The 15,983-nt window shown below is 57.5% G+C and carries 14 protein-coding genes; 8 read left to right on the top strand and 6 right to left on the bottom strand.

All coding sequences use genetic code 11. The features are described from left to right. Positions 1-891: a TIM barrel protein gene (locus REIFOR_RS16315; RefSeq protein WP_100258568.1), complete on the bottom strand. Its 891-nt coding sequence runs from the start codon at positions 889-891 to the stop codon at positions 1-3. A gap of 18 nt (positions 892-909) precedes the next feature. Then, the gene (locus REIFOR_RS16310; RefSeq protein ID WP_100258567.1) at positions 910-2,013 is read right to left on the bottom strand and encodes a Gfo/Idh/MocA family protein; all 1,104 of its coding nucleotides are present in this window, start codon (positions 2,011-2,013) and stop codon (positions 910-912) included. Between the two features lie 73 nt (positions 2,014-2,086). Between REIFOR_RS16310 and iolD the strand changes: the two genes are divergently transcribed. From iolD to REIFOR_RS16290, 4 genes are read left to right on the top strand one after another with little or no spacing between them, the layout of a single operon-like run. After that, positions 2,087-3,949: a 3D-(3,5/4)-trihydroxycyclohexane-1,2-dione acylhydrolase (decyclizing) gene (gene iolD / locus REIFOR_RS16305; protein ID WP_100258566.1), complete on the top strand. Its 1,863-nt coding sequence runs from the start codon at positions 2,087-2,089 to the stop codon at positions 3,947-3,949. Next, positions 3,950-4,942 (top strand): 5-dehydro-2-deoxygluconokinase, encoded by a 993-nt coding sequence (gene iolC, locus REIFOR_RS16300; protein ID WP_227003711.1) that lies wholly within the window; start codon positions 3,950-3,952, stop codon positions 4,940-4,942. Continuing rightward, positions 4,942-5,784, top strand: a complete 843-nt coding sequence (locus REIFOR_RS16295; RefSeq protein WP_100258565.1) for a 5-deoxy-glucuronate isomerase — start codon at positions 4,942-4,944, stop codon at positions 5,782-5,784. Before iolC ends, REIFOR_RS16295 begins: the two co-directional genes overlap by 1 nt. Then, positions 5,781-6,599, top strand: coding sequence for a class II fructose-bisphosphate aldolase (locus tag REIFOR_RS16290; protein ID WP_100258564.1), 819 nt, complete (start codon positions 5,781-5,783; stop codon positions 6,597-6,599). Before REIFOR_RS16295 ends, REIFOR_RS16290 begins: the two co-directional genes overlap by 4 nt. 115 nt (positions 6,600-6,714) lie before the next feature. Here the strand turns inward: REIFOR_RS16290 and REIFOR_RS16285 are convergent, their stop codons facing one another. From REIFOR_RS16285 to REIFOR_RS16275, 3 genes are all read right to left on the bottom strand, one after another. Then, on the bottom strand, positions 6,715-7,917 hold the full coding sequence (locus REIFOR_RS16285; protein ID WP_100258563.1) for a phytanoyl-CoA dioxygenase family protein: 1,203 nt from the start codon (positions 7,915-7,917) through the stop codon (positions 6,715-6,717). Positions 7,918-8,172: 255 nt separating this feature from the next. Beyond that, positions 8,173-10,881 (bottom strand): TolB family protein, encoded by a 2,709-nt coding sequence (locus tag REIFOR_RS16280; RefSeq protein WP_100258562.1) that lies wholly within the window; start codon positions 10,879-10,881, stop codon positions 8,173-8,175. 151 nt (positions 10,882-11,032) lie between these two features. Beyond that, on the bottom strand, positions 11,033-11,218 hold the full coding sequence (locus tag REIFOR_RS16275; RefSeq protein WP_100258561.1) for a hypothetical protein: 186 nt from the start codon (positions 11,216-11,218) through the stop codon (positions 11,033-11,035). Between the two features lie 119 nt (positions 11,219-11,337). On the opposite strand from REIFOR_RS16275, the gene REIFOR_RS16270 reads away from it, so the two are divergent. The 4 genes from REIFOR_RS16270 to REIFOR_RS16255 are packed head-to-tail and all read left to right on the top strand — an operon-like array spanning position 11,338 to position 14,334. After that, positions 11,338-11,910 (top strand): cytochrome b/b6 domain-containing protein, encoded by a 573-nt coding sequence (locus tag REIFOR_RS16270; protein WP_100258560.1) that lies wholly within the window; start codon positions 11,338-11,340, stop codon positions 11,908-11,910. A gap of 55 nt (positions 11,911-11,965) precedes the next feature. Further along, the gene (locus REIFOR_RS16265) at positions 11,966-12,283 is read left to right on the top strand and encodes a PepSY domain-containing protein (protein ID WP_145980319.1); all 318 of its coding nucleotides are present in this window, start codon (positions 11,966-11,968) and stop codon (positions 12,281-12,283) included. Between the two features lie 3 nt (positions 12,284-12,286). Next, positions 12,287-12,982, top strand: coding sequence for a response regulator transcription factor (locus REIFOR_RS16260; RefSeq protein WP_100258558.1), 696 nt, complete (start codon positions 12,287-12,289; stop codon positions 12,980-12,982). Then, complete coding sequence (locus REIFOR_RS16255; RefSeq protein ID WP_100258557.1) at positions 12,979-14,334, top strand: sensor histidine kinase; 1,356 nt, start codon at positions 12,979-12,981, stop codon at positions 14,332-14,334. Before REIFOR_RS16260 ends, REIFOR_RS16255 begins: the two co-directional genes overlap by 4 nt. Before the next feature lie 3 nt (positions 14,335-14,337). Here the strand turns inward: REIFOR_RS16255 and REIFOR_RS16250 are convergent, their stop codons facing one another. Then, complete coding sequence (locus tag REIFOR_RS16250; RefSeq protein ID WP_100258556.1) at positions 14,338-15,672, bottom strand: GH1 family beta-glucosidase; 1,335 nt, start codon at positions 15,670-15,672, stop codon at positions 14,338-14,340. Positions 15,673-15,983 lie beyond the last annotated feature (311 nt).

Genomic DNA, 15,983 nt, shown 5'->3' with positions numbered 1-15,983 from the left:
CTAAAAGCCCATACTGGCTAAAAATTCGCGGTTGGCTATGGCATCGCTCAGGGGTGACACCTCGAGCAACGGATCGCAATCCTGCTCGACGGTCATCCAACCTTGATAACCACGTTGGGTAAGTAATTTGTGCAATGCATCGAACTTCACTTCACCCTGGCCGAGGTTGCAGAAGATACCGTCGCCACAGGCTTTATAAAAGTCGGTGCGCTGAAGGATCACATCGGCTTTGATCTTAGGATCGATGTCCTTGCAATGGACATAGGCCAAACGATCGTAATAGCGCTCCATAAAGTTAATCGGGTCGAATCCGGCGTAGGTTTGATGCCCAGTATCGATGCACAACTTAAGCAGATCGGCGTCGACCTCCTGCATCAAGCGCTCAAGTTCATCATGGAAGTCCATAAAGCCTGCCGCATGACTGTGGATGCTGACCGTTAGGCCATAGCCGTCCCGCGCCATCTTTGCAACGGTTTTGATGCGCTCGACAAAGCCCTGCCATTCACTGCTGCTCAGTTGCTCGGCCTCAGATGGGCGTCCAGCCGTCGGTGCGCGCCGCGCTGATATCGAGTCGATCAGCACCAGGTGCTGAGCACCCTGAGAGGCCAAAGCGTTAGCGGTTCGTTCCGCAGTCTTGAAAACGTCTGCGAAGCCATCGGGATCGTGGAAGGGTTGGAACACCACACCGGCCGTTAAGGTCAGGTCTTCTTTTTGTAAGGCGTCGTCGAGTTGCGACCGATCTTCGGGTAGGTAGCCCACGGGGCCTAACTCGATGCCGCGATAACCGGCCGCCGCACAATCTTGTAACACCTGTTGCCAGGGTGGATTACGGGGATCGTCCGCAAATTCAACACCCCAAGAGCAGGGCGCGTTACCAATACGTATTGCCATTATAGTTAGTATCCTAGGTTAATTGTTTGCAAGGCTGATCCAGCCGGAGGTCTTGTGGGATGCTCTAATACCATCCATGACCCGCATCACGGCAACGCCGTCATCGAACGATGGCCACGCGACGGTATTGGACAGAATCGCCTTAAAGAAGTTGGCTTGTTCAATAATAATTTGGTCTTGAAAGCCGGTGCCGTGCGCGGGGCCCTGACAAAAATAGCCGTAGTCACCGTGATCCGGGCCGGCCAGAATGCGTTTGAAACCGGCGTTCGGTCCATCTTCGGGTTGATAGAGCCAAAGTGAGTTCTGATCTTCTTGATCGAAGCGCAAGCTGCCGCGGGTGCCATGGATCTCATAGGCGTAGCGCATCTTGCAGCCATGTGCGACGCGCGAAAACGACAACAGGCCGTTGGCACCGTTGGCGAATCGGGTCATCAGTTGCACCTGGTCGTCATTGCACGGCGTGCTCGGATCTTGATCGCGTACTTCGGGTCGGCTGGTGATATCGGCGACCAGTGCGTTGATCGGTCCACATAGGGTTAGGGCGCACTGCAGCATATGGGGTGCGAGATCGCCGAGTGTGCCATTGGCATCGCCGAGCAGGCGCCAATTGCCATCGCCGGAGCCAATTGGGGCCATAAAGTCTTCATTGTGCTCGCCGCGAAACCAGGTGATGTCGCCGATCGCGCCATCGGCAATCAGCTGGCGCGCATGGGCCGTGGCGGGCGTGTTGATGTAATTGTAGCCGACCAGATTGACTATATCCTTGGCCGCTAGGGCAATCTCGGCCGCCTCGGCGGTATTGCGGCCCATGGGTTTCTCGCACAGCACCGGCTTGCCGACTGCAGCGCAAGCGCGTACATAGTCTAGGTGGGTGTCCTGCGGCGAGGCGATAATCACCGCATCGATCAGATCGGAGTTGATCAGCTCCTCTGGGCTATCGAAAGCTATTCTCGCGTCAAACTTTTTGGCATAGCGTTGTGCGCTGGCGGGCGAGGATGCCGCGATGCCCGCCAATACGATCTCAGCGTCGAGTTCGAAGACCGCACTGACGCTGCGCGCCGCGACAGAATGGGCTTTACCCATATATCCGCCACCAATAACCCCCACATTTATTATTTTCATATATACTCTGTTTGCAACCGGTTGCAAATGTTATATCTTGTTGACCTTAGAAAATCAATAGTGGGAGTTTAAAATGTCTGAAACGGTACGCTTAACCACAGCACAAGCGATCATAAAGTACCTCGAGAACCAATGGATCGAGCTTGATGGCGAACGCCAGCGTATCTGTGGCGGCGGGTTCGGTATCTTTGGCCATGGCAATGTTACCTGCCTGGGTGAGGCGATGTATGAAGCGCATGACAAGCTGCCGCTTTATCGCGGTCAACATGAGCAATCTATGGGTTTTGCTGCGGCGGCCTATGCCAAGTTTTATCGGCGCAAGCGCTTTATGTTTTGTACCGCATCCGCCGGTCCCGGTACCGCGAATTTAGTAACCTCATCCGCCTTGGCAATGGCCAATCGGTTACCCATGCTAATGTTGTGTGGTGATAACTTCTTGACCCGGTTGCCCGATCCGGTGCTGCAGCAGGTCGAGCATTTCAACAACCCCAGCTTGGGGGTCACCGATAGCTTTAAGGCTGTGACCCGATATTGGGACCGCATTACCCACCCCGCGCAAATTTTGCAGTCTTTGCCGCAAGCGCTTGGGGTCATGTTGGATCCGGCCGATTGCGGCCCTGCCTTTATCGGCTTGCCGCAGGACGTGCAGGGTTGGACCTACGATTATCCGGTGTCATTTTTTGAACCGGTGGTGCACCGTGTGCGCGCCATCATGCCCGACCCGGTCGAACTGGAGCAGGCCGCACAAGCCTTAGCTAAGGCCAAGACGCCGCTTATTATCGCCGGTGGTGGCGTGCAATATGGTGATGCCATCGAGGAATTGCGTGCCTTCGCCGAACGGCATCAGATTCCGGTGGTCGAGACCATCGCCGGGCGCGCCAACTTGCTCTGGGACCATCCGCTGAACTGCGGCCCAATTGGTGTCACCGGTTCGGAGTCGGCCAATAATTTAGCCAATCTGGCCGACGTGGTGCTCTGCGTTGGCACGCGCCTGCAGGATTTTACCACCGGTTCGTGGAGCGTGTTTGCCCTAGAGTCGGCGTTAATCAAGATCAACCCGGCACGATTCGATGCGCTCAAGCATCGGGGTACGGCAGTCGTGGCCGGCGCGAAAGAGAGTTTACCGGCCCTGTCCGCCCTAATGGGTGCGTTTCACAGCAGCCCTGCTTGGCTGGCCACGGCAGCGCACGAAAATGCCAGCTGGGCGTTGATCCGCGCGCGCAACACCGACAGTCAACAGGGTCCTAACCGTTACGCCCAGGTGATTGGCGTGATCAATGGCATGTGCAGTCCTGAGGACCGTATCGTGGCTGCCGCCGGTGGCTTGCCGGCGGAACTGGCGGCCAATTGGCGCACCTTGGCAACCAGCTCGGTGGATATCGAATTCGGTTTCAGTTGCATGGGTTATGAGATCGCCGGTGGTTGGGGCGCCCGTATTGCCCAGAGTGAAACCCAGCCCGACAGTGACACCATTGTGTGGACCGGTGATGGCTCCTATCTGTTGATGAACTCGGATATTTACAGCGCCGTGCTGACCGAGAAGAAACTGATCATCATGGTGCTGGATAATGGCGGCTTCGCGGTGATCAATAAGCTGCAGAAGGGCAAGGGTAATGAAAGCTATAACAATCTCATTGCCGATACGCCCACCGCCAGTAATCAGCATCGGGTCGATTTTGCCGCCCATGCGCAGAGTATGGGTGCCACCTCTGAGCGGGTCGACACAGTCGATCAGTTGCAAGCGGCTTTTCTGCGCGCTAAAGCCTCGACCAATACCTATGTCATCGTGATGAACGTCGATCCCTATGACGGTTGGACCACCGAGGGTCACGCCTGGTGGGAAGTGGGCACGCCAGCCATTTCCAATTCGGCCAGCGTTACCGCCGGGCATAAAGAAGTTGAATCCGGTCGCGCCCGTCAGCGCAAGGGGGTCTAAGTGTTATCCATTCTGGCGTCGTCAGACCTACCGTTTTTGGTTATGGGCCGGGCCGGAATGGATCTTTATCCACATCCGCCCGGCACTCGTATTGAAGAGGCGACCAACTTTAGCGCCGAGCTGGGTGGTTCCAGTGGCAACATTGCCGCCGCGCTGAGCCGATTTGAACAGCCGACCTGGCTCGCCACGTCGGTCTCCAATGACGCGGTCGGGCGCTTTGTGGTGCAGCAATTGGCGAATTATGGCATCGCGACAGATCTCCTTCATACACTCGACGGCGACGTCCGCACCAGCCTGGCCTTGGCCGAATCGCGCATCGAAAACCAGCAAACCGTTATTTATCGCAATCAGGCGGCTGACTTTCAGATGAGCGTTGCGCACATCGAGGCGATCGATTTCAGTCGTTTCCGTGCGGTCGTGGTCACCGGTACGTGTCTAACGCTCGAGCCGTCTCGGGCCGCCACGCTCTTGGCCTTGAAGCGTGCCAAGGCCGCCGGTGTGCTCACTGTGCTTGATCTGGATTATCGGCCTTACTCTTGGCAGAGCGCCAGTGCCGCGCTGGAGGTTTATCAACAGGCGGTCGAGTGCGTTGACCTGCTAGTCGGCAACGACGATGAGTTTGGTCATATGTCCGGCAGCTATGCCCAGGGCGAGGCCTATGCGCGCTCGCTGGCGTTGCGCAACAAGTGGGTCATCTATAAGCGTGGAGCCCAGGGTTCGCTGGCCTTTGCCCCGCAGGGTCCGGCCATCGAGACCGGCATCTACTCGGTTACTGCGCTCAAACCCATTGGCGCCGGTGACGCATTCTTAGGCGGGTTGTTGGCGAGTCTGTCACGCGCCGAACCCTTCGCGACGGCGCTGCTCCAGGCCAGTGCCTGTGCCGCCATTGTGGTGGCCCGCGTGGGTTGTGCCCCGGCGATGCCAACCCTGGCCGAACTCAACGAATTTCAGGCGGCCCACTCGGCCGACCAACATCCTATTGGAGATCTGTGATGCACATTAAACCCTTTGATAATCAGAACAAACCGATCGTTGACGTCGACCACGATCGCGTGCCACTGAACTATTTTAATATAGTGAAACTCAAGCGCGGTGAAGTCTTTCAATACAGTGTGGCCGGCTATGAAACCTGTATCGTGCCGGCCACTGGGCGCATCAGCGTGTCGGTCGAGGGCAATGCGATCGGTCAGATCGGTCTGCGCAGTGAAGATGTCTGGGACGCCGAGCCGGAAGGCATTTACGTGCCTACCGCCATGGCCGCGGAAATTGTCTGTGACTCCGAGCAGGCCGAAATCTTTATCGCCGGTGCCAAGTTTGATCAAGTCTTGGAGCCCTTTGCGGTCTTTGCCGATGATGTCGATGTGATTCAATACGGTTCGGATGACACCAAGACCCATCGTAAAATAAAACACATTCTCGGCATGAAACAGCAGGGTCGGGTTGGCCTCTTGTTGGTGTCAGAACTCTTTACTGTGGGCGAGGGCGGTTGGTCCGGCTTCCCGAGTCACAAGCATTCCGACGATCGCGGCGATGCCGAGACGCACCACGATGAAACCTATAATTTTCGTTTTAAACCGAACAACGGTTCTGCTCTGCAAATGTTGCAAGCGACCGATGGTGAGCCCGGCGCGGCCTTTCACGTGGTCGACGGCTCGACCTTTATTATCGATAAGGGCTATCACCCCTGCTGCGTTTTGCCCGGCTATCAGATGTATTACTTCACCATTCTCGGTGGCTTAACCAAGCGCGGTTTAACGCCGCATTTTCAGGCCGAGCATGCCGGTCAGTTAGAGACCATTCCGGGTATGAAGTCGATGTGGTCTGCGTTCAAATGATCGCCAATCTGCGCGACGTACTGCAGGATGCCGCGCGTAACCACTATGCCGTGGCCGGCGTGGTGTGCCTCGGCTGGGAAGATATGCGCGGCTATGCTCGGGCGGCGGAAGCCGAACGGCGACCGCTTATTTTGCAGGCCGGACCGGGTTGTCGCAAGCACACGCCGCTGCCGATCTTGGGTGCCATGATGTGCCATGTGGCCGATAGCGTGAGCGTGCCGGTGGTCGTGCATCTGGATCACTCACGCTCCATCGATGAGTGTCGCGCCGCACTGGCGGCCGGATTCACCGGTCTGATGTTTGATGGCTCGCATCTGCCGCTACTCGACAATATTGTCCAAACACGCGCCGTGGTTGAGTTGGCCCAGGGCCTCAAAGTCGGGGTTGAGGGCGAGATCGGTCAAGTCGGTTATGCCGCCGGTGCGGCGTCCTTGGGCACCGACGCAGAGGAGGCGCAGCTGTTTGCCCAGCGCACCGGTGTGGATGCGATGGCCGTATCGATCGGCAATGTGCACCTGCAAACGGACAGTGTCACCCGGCTCGATGAAGTTTTGCTGCGCCAGATTGAGGCACTAACCGATGTGCCCTTAGTGATTCACGGTGGCTCCGGTGTCGACCCCAAGCAACGCGCTGAGTTGGGTCGTTCTTCGGGTATTTGCAAATACAATATTGGTACCGAGCTGCGCCGCGAATTCGGTCGCGAGCTGCGCCTTATTTTGGCCGAGCACCCAGAGCGCTTCGATCGCAATGAAATATTCAGCGATTTGGAAGACCGGATGGTGGAGGTCGCGCGGCGGATGTTGCGCTCGCTCTAAGGCACACCCATCTTAGCCCGCCCTGAGTACCCTAGGCCGCCTATCTGGCGGCTTTTTTATGACCGCCGAAGCGAAAAACGCAGCGCTCGCCAGTGCCGGCATCGTTGTGGGTAGTTTAGGTCGTGCGTTTCTCGCCATGGCGTTCTAAGGCCAGCTCAAAGGCCGCCTCACTCCACTGCTCAGCCAGCGCTTGGCGAAGCAGTGCTTGCTGACTCGGAGGGGCCAAACCGTCGCGCGGCGGGTCCAGGTCCAGATTGGTCGGGAAGGCATAGCCCTCAGCCGAGGCGGCGATCACGGCATCGATCTGCGCGGCACTGAGTTCACCGGAGGCGGCCAAGGCTTTGAGCTGTGGGAACAGCAGCCGACTCATCTTGGCACGATCGACACTTTCCATGGCCCGACCAAAGGGTGATGAGATCTGCAACAGGTTGGCGGCGCGCTTGATATCCTTGCTAGTATTGGTACCCGCGGCATGAAACAGCGCCGGATTGAACAGTACCAGGTCGCCCTTTGCCAACGCTAACTGAACTCTATGGGTCGCAAAGTAGTCGTGCAATGGCGCGCAGTCGGCAAGCAGATAGCCGAGCGGATATTTTTGCGAATGCGGCAAGTAGAGGGTCGGTCCGCTTTCCAGGGGCATATCGACATGCGCGATGGCACATTGCAGCGTCAGCGCGGGCGACAGTCGATGGATATGCGCCGGATACGCCTCGGCCTGATCAGGCGTCATAAAACCCAGATGGTAGTCCCGATGCGCGACCTGGGCCTGACCCCCTGGGTTGACGCTGTTGGTTTGTGAGGTAATTTGGTAACCGGGCCCTAACCAGGCGGTGGCCGCCAGGCGCAGCAGCTCATTGCCGTAATAGCGTGCAAAGAGCTCTGGGTCCTGAACGCAGAGCTTTTCAGCGGCATTCCAAATGCGTTCATTGGCACCGGGCTTGGCGAAATGGTCCGTGGCGGAGCGCTCTGCCAGTTTTTCATGCTGATAGATATCATCAAACAAGGACTTGGCCCGATCGATTACCTGGGCATCCGCAAAGGCCTGCTTAATCACCAGAATACCCGGCCCGGACTCCCACACCCATTGCCACTCAGATTGTATTTGAGCGCTTTGTTCACCGCTGGTGTCGGCGTGCATCTGTGCCAACAGTGCGGGTCCATCATAGAGCGGCACCTGCTGCTGGATGTCGTCGGCAAATGTTAGATCGGACAGCTTCAGCTTGTGCGCCAGCACCGCTTGCAAATCGTCAAGCTTAAAGTCTGACGCCTTAAGCCAGTTTTGGCGTCCAGCAAGGACTTTTGGGGGCTTTGGTACCATACATCGGATCCCTATCGTTATTCGCATTTGGCTTTGAGTTAGTTGTATTGGAAAATTAACCAGTATGCAAATAAAAAATAGAATTTTTGCTTTTTATTGCCTAAGCCCTTACCTCGACAGCGGACCAGAGACCAAGCCCATCGGCAGTTCCGACACAGCCGGCAGCTTTATAGGCTGAGATTTCAGTTACGCCGATATGCCCAAACGCAACCTTGCCGATTCAAGAGTCCGATTTTGATCTTCGGCTGCACGGCTCTAAAACCCGCCTAGGCTGATGCTGATATTCAGCTGCAGGCTGTCATTCTGCAGGCGATAGAGCGCCAAGCTGGGGCTGAGCAGGAGATTGCTGTTGCGCAGCAGATTCAGACTCGGTTGCAATGTGATGCCCAGGGCGCTTTTCCACTGGTCGTCGGCATACTGCGCCCGCCCATTCAGCGCCACTTGGGTATTGCGCCAATAGGCCAAAGACGTCAGGGTTTGGCCGACGGCGCCCAGGTTGAGGCGATAATTGATACCACTGCGCAACGTTAAGCCGAGCGCATCGGCCGGACCGAACAAGCGACTGTCGAGTAACAGTGGGGCGTTGCTCTGTAAGGCTTGTGCATCGACGCCCAAATCGACGGCGTGACGACGGGACAGGCCTGGAACGGTGAGGCCGGTTTGACTGACTCCATCGAATTGCGTGCCCGCTAGATTTGACCGTGCCGCCCACCGTTGATCGAGCGCAACGGGGTTCGCCAGGGAGTGAGGCGGGCGGTCGTGCGCCAGGCCATACTGGAGCTGAGCCAACAGAGCGGATGTTGATGCAGAGCCCTGCGCTTGGGTTAATTGCAGCGCCAGCGACGGGGTCCACTGCGCGCGATAAGCGCCTCGGCGGTCCGTAAAGACCTGACTGACGCCGACCGCAGCGCTCTGGCTGGGCAGCAGATTCGCCAACAGCTGCCGGTCGAGCAGCACGCCGAGCGTCGGCCCCGGAGCGGTGCGATACTGGGCGTCGAGCCGCGCCAGCCAATCGTCCGCCGCCAGGTAATAGCCGGCGCTGGCGGTCAGACTCAGCTTGCCGAGTGCGTCATCGGAATGGATCGTGCCCATGAGCAGGTCGTTCTCCAGATTGATCCACCAGCTGTGCGGATTCCACAGTTGCGCCATGACCGGATAATCGCTCCGCTCCAGGGCCTGCCTGCGCTCGGGCAGCAAGACTGTGGGCTGGATCAGGGCCTGTGCATAGAGGGTCGCCCTGGGCAGGGTTTCGGCCGCCTGCCAATCCGCCTGGGGCGCTGCGCTATCGAAGAAGGGTACGCTGACCACCTGCTGACCCTGGGCCCTGTAATCGGCAAACACCAGGCGTTGCTGGCGCGAGTCCCAGAGCGGGTAATAGCTGCCAAAGGGTCGGCTGCTAATCTGATACTCCTTGCCAGTGCTGCGCGAGCGCGCCATCAGTTGGTCGATGCCGGTCCGATCCGATTGGTAGACCAGCCAGTTTTTGGTTAACAGGGGTGAGCGCACAGTCTCATGATCGAGCGCCTTCAGGCGCACCAAACCGCTTAGGTCGGCCGCGACCTGGTAGATGCCATTCCGGTCGCTGCCGGTTAGCACGAAGATCCAGCCGTCTGCGGTGGATTTGATATCGTGCGCCAAGCTGTGTGCCGCGAGCCTGATGCTATTCAGTTGCTGGCCGGTCGGCCCGAGCAACACCAGCTCGCTGGTGCGTGCGCTGGTGAAGCGATGGGCCACAAAGCCCTCGGCCGATTGGGCCACGGCGGTCAGTTTTTCACCCTGTGTGAGCTGTACTAGACCGGTATCGTGCTGCCAGCAGACCAGTTCGCCGGTCGCCATCAGCGGCTTGCGGCGATCGGGTATCTCGGCAATCCAGCAGCTGCGTTGTGGCGTGCTGCTAATAACTCGGGTTTTGGACTCGGAGCTGAAGCTGCGTGCGACATCGTTCGGGATGGCGGTGAGTCGAGTGACCTGTTGGGCCTGAATCTTAACCAAGAAGTTACCCTCGGCGGCATCAACCTGCGCCGCCAGCACGCCATCGTCTGCCAGCGCCAGCGGATAGAGGCTTTGCCAATGGTCTCCTGGGGAGGTCGACAGAACGGTGACCGGTGTCAGGCTCAGCGCATCCAGCTGCTGCTGCCATTGGCGCCGTAACTGGGTCATCATCGCCTGATAATGGTAGGCGAGCCCTTCACCGGTCTCTAGTTCGATCGCGCCATTAAAGGTAAAGCCGGGCCAGCGACCCAGGTGGCCAATGGCGCGGTCGAATAGATCGGAACCGTATTCGGTGCGCAGATAGGCGGTGAAATAGTAGCCGAGCAGATAGGGGCTGAGGTAGGGCACCCGATCGAAACCGGTGCCTAACATAGCCCGTTCATAGGAATAGGGGGCGTGACTCAACGCATCGGTCCGAAACCACAGATCGAAGGCCGCCCTGCGACCGCGACCGGCCTGGGTTTGAGTCGTTTCGGCGACTACCGCGTCCCCTTCCAGAAACCAATTGGGCAAGGCAACCACGGCAAAGGCCGCCAAGCCGGTATCACCGGTGATAACGCGTGCGGCCCGAGCCAGGGGTAGGTCATTGAGTTGATTAAATTGGATCAGATGGCGGCCTTCGTGCACCGCTAGGGTGTCGTACCACTCCAGGCCAGAGAAGGCCGCCGGCTTGTTATACCAATTGGACCGATAGGGTCTCAGGCCAACATACCCATTCGAGCTGTGGGCGTTGGCGTGGAGTACTAAGGAGAAAGGCCGTATCGGTCGATCGAGGGGCATTTCGCTGAGATGATTGGCTAGATATTGATTGAGTGCATCGGCGACCCGCTCTGCCTCGGCGACGATCTTTGCCTGAAAAATCAAGTTGAATTGAGGTTGTTGAATTTGCTGCCAGCGCTCACCGCTGGCCGGAGCCGCGGCAACGGCATGGGCCGCAAATAAGTAACAAGCCAAGAGCACAAGCAAGGGCATCGCATTAGATCTCAATTATTCCAACCGAAGGCACAGAGCAATATTTTCTCAGTCGATAACCCAAGTGTAGCGGAAAGTGACCCTTCACTCGAGGGGTGGAGTCTTGTGCTCCGGTCCGAACGGGTGTCGTGGACCCGAAAAGTGCGGCCGATCAGGCGGCCACCCCGAAAAACTGACCAATCTGCGCGGTGACCAGCATGGCCAGTGCGCCCCAAAAACCCACGCGCAGAGCACCCTTGGCCATGGCTGCGCCACCTGCCCGGGCCGAAAGGGCGCCGAGCACGGCAGCCCGTAGCCAGCCAATACGATGCGATTTGTGTTGTTCTAAATGGGGCATAGCAACCTCAAGCGTTAACAAAAATGGACCGGGTTATGTTGGATCTAACCGCCTATTTTAAGCTTCAATTTAGCTTTAACCCAGTATGCTAATTTAATTCAGCATAGAGGCGTTGCGTTATGACAGTTCTACCCGAAACAGAGGTTCTCGTCTGGGATCTATTGGTCCGTGTGTTTCACTGGTCGCTGGTGGTGTTTTTTGGCCTATCTTACCTGACCGGTGGCGAGTTAGACTGGCTGCACGAATGGAGCGGTTATGCCATCGTCGTATTGATCGGAGTGCGCACTGTTTGGGGTTTTGTTGGCAGTCGCCACGCCCGCTTCAGTGATTTTGTGACGCGCCCAGCAGCCATCAAAGGCTATTTGCTAGCACTTAAGGCCGGCAACCCGAAACACTATCTCGGCCACAATCCGGCCGGTGGTCTGATGATCATCTGTCTGCTCTTGGGCTTGGCCTTTATGGCCTTTACCGGCATGCTCTTGGCCGGCTTTGACGGCAACGGCCCGCTCGTCGAAAGCACCCTAATGGCATGGGAGTTTTTACCGATTAAGGATTTGCATGAGATTATGGCCAGCCTTCTGATCCTCGCCATTGGTGTGCATGTCGCCGCCGTGCTGCTCAGCAGCTATCTGCACGGTGAAAATCTCATTCGGGCGATGCTTAATGGTAAAAAACAACGTCGTGTCCCCTGAACCCAGGGTGGCGATCTATGCTTACTGATTTGTTCAATCGCGCGAGGTTTTTCCGATGACAATAGGCGCCCAATGCCGAGCTTGGCCGATAGGCATGATCTTTTTGTTGGCCATGAGTCTGGCGCAGGCCGACTCCCGTTTGGGCTCGGACCAAGTTCTGGAGCTGGTCGCGCGCGGTGACGTGCTGGCGGTAATCGAGCTGGTCACTTTGCACCCAGAGCTGGTCGAGCAGGAGTGGCTCGACATCGAGTTGGAGCGCGAAGACGACCGCTGGATCTATGAGCTGGAACTGCTCGACGCCGACGGCGTGGTGCGTGAATATCGCTATGATGCGCGAACCGGGCTCAGCTTAGGCTTTGAAATCGAGGACTGATCGATGCGGTTATTACTGGTCGAAGACGACCCACAGATTATTGACCTGCTCAAACCCGAACTGCAACAACAGGGTTATGCGGTAGAGATCGCCCGCGATGGTATCGATGGTGAGTTCGCCGGGACCGATCGGCACTTGGATTTGATCGTGCTCGACCTAGGGCTGCCCGGCAAAAGTGGACTGACCCTGCTGAACAATTGGCGCGCCGCGGGGGTGAGTACGCCGGTCTTGATCCTCACCGGGCGGGACGCCTGGCATGAACGGGTCGATGGCCTCAAGGCGGGTGCGGACGACTATATGGGTAAGCCATTTCATATAGAGGAGCTATTGGCCCGTATCGCTGCGCTGATCCGCCGCCGCCATGGCATCACCCACAGTGACCTGCAGGTCGGCCCATTGCGCCTGAACAATGATCAGCAGACCGTGACCGATGGCGCTGGGCAATGTCATGCCCTGACCGGTATCGAGTTTCGCCTGCTGCGTTATTTTATGATGAACCCGGGCGTGATTCTCTCAAAGACGCTGCTCAGCGAGCACGTCTATGAAGAGGATATGTTGCGCGACAGCAATGTGATCGAAGTCTATGTTAACCGGCTGCGTCAATTGCTCGGCAAGACGGCCATTGCGACCAAAAGAGGCCAGGGCTATAGCTTTACCGCCGCGCAGCCAGCTCCAGTTGATGGCGGGCCAGCCTTGTGACGACTAAACCGGCCCTATCGCTAGAACGCAGCCTGCGCCGGCATCTATTCTGGGGTCTGCTCGTGGTGTTGTTGATGGTCTTGAGTCTGGTGCATCTGGGTCTGCAACAGCTGACCAAGGAGTTTGTCGCCGCCCGCCTGTTGCATGATGCCGAAGGCTTGCTGGCGGCCTTGGTGCTCGATCCCGACCAACAGCTGCAGCTGGATCCGACGCGGGTATCCGAGCTATACCAGCGCGCCTACTCCGGGCACTATTTTGCCATCACCACGCCGAACCAGGTGATTCGCTCACGCTCGCTCTGGGATATCGATATAGCACCCTTTCGCAACCAGACTGACAGGCGGGCTAGGCCAGCGCCAACTCTGGCGCATTGGGATGGCCCGAAAGATCAAGAATGGCTCTCGCTGGAGCTTCGGGTCGAAAAGGAGCAGCAAGCGCTGCGGATTTGGATCACCGAAGACATCACCCCCCTAGGCGCCGCGCAGCGTCGGTTCGAACTGAGTCTATTGGCCCTGCTTGCGGTGGCCATAGCGCTCCTGTTACTGCTGCAAAAATTCATTATTACCCGTGAGATGAGCGTCTTTAACGATGTTCAACAATCGCTTAAGGCCATGCAGGGCGGTGCTGAGTTGGTTTTCCCGTCGGCCATCCCATTGGAAATCGCGGGATTGGTAACGGAAATCGAACATGCCCTGCAGCAATCGGTCAAACAGCTCAAACGTAGCCGCACGGCGGTCGGCAATCTGGCGCACGAACTGAAACGACCCTTGCAGCAACTGCGTTGGCTGGCGCAACAGCATCCCGACGCGAGCACGGACCTGCTCGCGGTATATGAGCAGTTGCAGGGCCTGGTGACGCGTGAATTACGGCGCGCCGCCATTGCCGGTAACCCAAGCCCGGGCCAACGCTTTAATCCGCGCGCCGATCTGCCGGTTATTGGCCAATTGCTGGCGCGGCAAAACCCCAATGGTATCGAATTGCAGTTGAATTTACCGCCCGGCCTGATGCCCTTCGAACGCGATGATATGCTCGAGTTACTGGGCAATCTGCTCGACAACGCCTGGCGTTTCGCGGCCACGCTGGTCGCCGTGTCGATTGCGCCGCGGGCCGACGGACAGGGTTGGGAATGCAGCGTGGAGGACGACGGCCCGGGCCTGTCGGCCGCAGACTATGAGCAGTTAAGTCAACGCGGTGTCAGCCGTGATGAGTCCGGGAGCGAACATCACGGCCTCGGACTGCATATCTGTTGGGCAGTCGTGGACAGCTACGGTGGGCAACTGTCGATGCGCCGGTCAGATCTGGGTGGTTTGCAGATTCATCTGAGCCTGCCCAGCCAGACCCAGGGCGACTAGGCGTTAGCGGTCGGCGAGAAATTGTTGCCAGCTTTTGCCAGATGTTTTGATGGTGCGCACCTGGGTTTGGTAATCGACATGCACGATACCGAAGCGCTGGCTATAGCCGTATGCCCATTCAAAGTTGTCCATTAGGCTCCAGGCAAAATAGCCCTGTATATCAACGCCCGCCTCGATCGCCTGGTGCACCGCATTGAGATGCTGGTTATAGTAGTCGGTGCGCATCGTATCGTGCACCGCACCAGCAACCAGCTCGGTGTTGTCGGCGGCGCCATTCTCGGTGATAAAGACCGGTGGTAAGTTGCTATAGCGTGCGTTCAAATCGACCAACAGGTCGGTTAGGCCGGCCGGGTAGATGGACCAACCGATGTCCGTTTTAGCGTCCGCTTGCGGCACCGTCTGGTAATCGCCGCTATCGCTTTTTTCGATGACCCCACGGGTGTAATAGTTGATGCCGAGAAAGTCGATCGGCGCGGCCATAATGGCCAGATCCTCGGCCAATTGGATCGGTGCCCAGTCCGGATGTTGAGCGAAAACTAATGTCGGGTAGCGGCCTTGCAACAACGGCTGTAGGTAGGTGTGGGTGTTTTCGGCATCGGCAAACTCAGCTGCCAACTGATCCTCAGGGCTGTCGCTGTTGGCGTAGGAGGGGGTCATGTTGAGCACTATTCCGTGCTGAGCTTTGGGGGCATTGGCGCGCATCGCCGGTAGCGCCAAACCGTGGGCCAGTAACAGATGATGAGCCGCCTGGAAGCCCAATCGATCGCTCTTCAGGCCCGGCGCATGAATACCAAAGCGATAGCCTAAGAAGGCGGAACACCAGGGTTCATTAAAGGTCGCATAGGACGCCACCCTATTGCCTAAACGGGCGCTAACCTTATCGGCGTAGACGGCGAACTTATAGGCGGTCTCGCGGTTGATCCAGCCACCCTGGTCTTCCAAGTATTGCGGCAGATCCCAATGGTAAAGCGTGGCAAAGGGTTTGATACCACGGGCAATCAGGCCATCGACTAAGCGCTCGTAGAAGGCGAAACCGGCTTCGTTCCACACGCCGGGGCTGGGCTCGATCCGTGGCCAGGCAATGGAAAAGCGATAGGCATCGACGCCGAGCGACTCGATCAGGTCAAGATCTTGTTCGAGGCGGCGATAGTGATCGCAGGCCGGTTCGCCATTGTCGCCATGCAAGACCTTACCCGGGGTCGCACAGAACCGATCCCAAATGCTTTCACAGCGACCATCGGCCGCGCTCGAGCCCTCTATTTGGAATGAGGCCGTGGCCACACCAAAGGTAAATGTTTTATCGCGCAATTTACTGGTCGCTGGAATATTAAAGTTCACTCTACTGTCCTTTTCTGTTGCTGTTGTTTAGGTGAGCCCGCCCAACGATTTAGCAGATCGGGCGTAGGGCAAAGCTGTTGCATTGGGTGCAGGGAACAGTCCGATAAGGCCATTGGTTTTTCCGTTGCTCGGCACGCCAGCAAAGTTGTCAAAGCAGGCCTTATCATCGGCTGTAACCGCTTACATGCTAGCCTAGTTTTATGCCTCAACCCTGTCAATAGATTTTCCACCCATGCGGGTCATTAAAGCAGTGTAGGGCCAGGGATTAGGCGTTTTTTGGGTCATATTGAGAAAGCCGGCGCAGGCCACTT

Origin of the sequence: Reinekea forsetii, from assembly GCF_002795845.1 — a bacterium.
GTDB classification, from domain to species: domain Bacteria; phylum Pseudomonadota; class Gammaproteobacteria; order Pseudomonadales; family Natronospirillaceae; genus Reinekea; species Reinekea forsetii.
The sequence above is the reverse complement of the archived record's forward strand: the minus strand, read 5'-3'. Positions and strand labels throughout refer to the sequence as shown.

What these genes read in the sequence shown, in the direction of transcription:
- REIFOR_RS16275 (WP_100258561.1), bottom strand. Translation starts at nt 11,218, where the DNA reads ATGCCCCATTTAGAACAACACAAATCGCATCGTATTGGCTGGCTACGG.
- REIFOR_RS16295 (WP_100258565.1), top strand. Translation starts at nt 4,942, where the DNA reads ATGCACATTAAACCCTTTGATAATCAGAACAAACCGATCGTTGACGTC.
- iolD (WP_100258566.1), top strand. Translation starts at nt 2,087, where the DNA reads ATGTCTGAAACGGTACGCTTAACCACAGCACAAGCGATCATAAAGTAC.
- REIFOR_RS16270 (WP_100258560.1), top strand. Translation starts at nt 11,338, where the DNA reads ATGACAGTTCTACCCGAAACAGAGGTTCTCGTCTGGGATCTATTGGTC.
- REIFOR_RS16260 (WP_100258558.1), top strand. Translation starts at nt 12,287, where the DNA reads ATGCGGTTATTACTGGTCGAAGACGACCCACAGATTATTGACCTGCTC.
- REIFOR_RS16265 (WP_145980319.1), top strand. Translation starts at nt 11,966, where the DNA reads ATGACAATAGGCGCCCAATGCCGAGCTTGGCCGATAGGCATGATCTTT.
- REIFOR_RS16285 (WP_100258563.1), bottom strand. Translation starts at nt 7,917, where the DNA reads ATGGTACCAAAGCCCCCAAAAGTCCTTGCTGGACGCCAAAACTGGCTT.
- REIFOR_RS16280 (WP_100258562.1), bottom strand. Translation starts at nt 10,881, where the DNA reads ATGCCCTTGCTTGTGCTCTTGGCTTGTTACTTATTTGCGGCCCATGCC.
- REIFOR_RS16290 (WP_100258564.1), top strand. Translation starts at nt 5,781, where the DNA reads ATGATCGCCAATCTGCGCGACGTACTGCAGGATGCCGCGCGTAACCAC.
- REIFOR_RS16315 (WP_100258568.1), bottom strand. Translation starts at nt 891, where the DNA reads ATGGCAATACGTATTGGTAACGCGCCCTGCTCTTGGGGTGTTGAATTT.
- REIFOR_RS16310 (WP_100258567.1), bottom strand. Translation starts at nt 2,013, where the DNA reads ATGAAAATAATAAATGTGGGGGTTATTGGTGGCGGATATATGGGTAAA.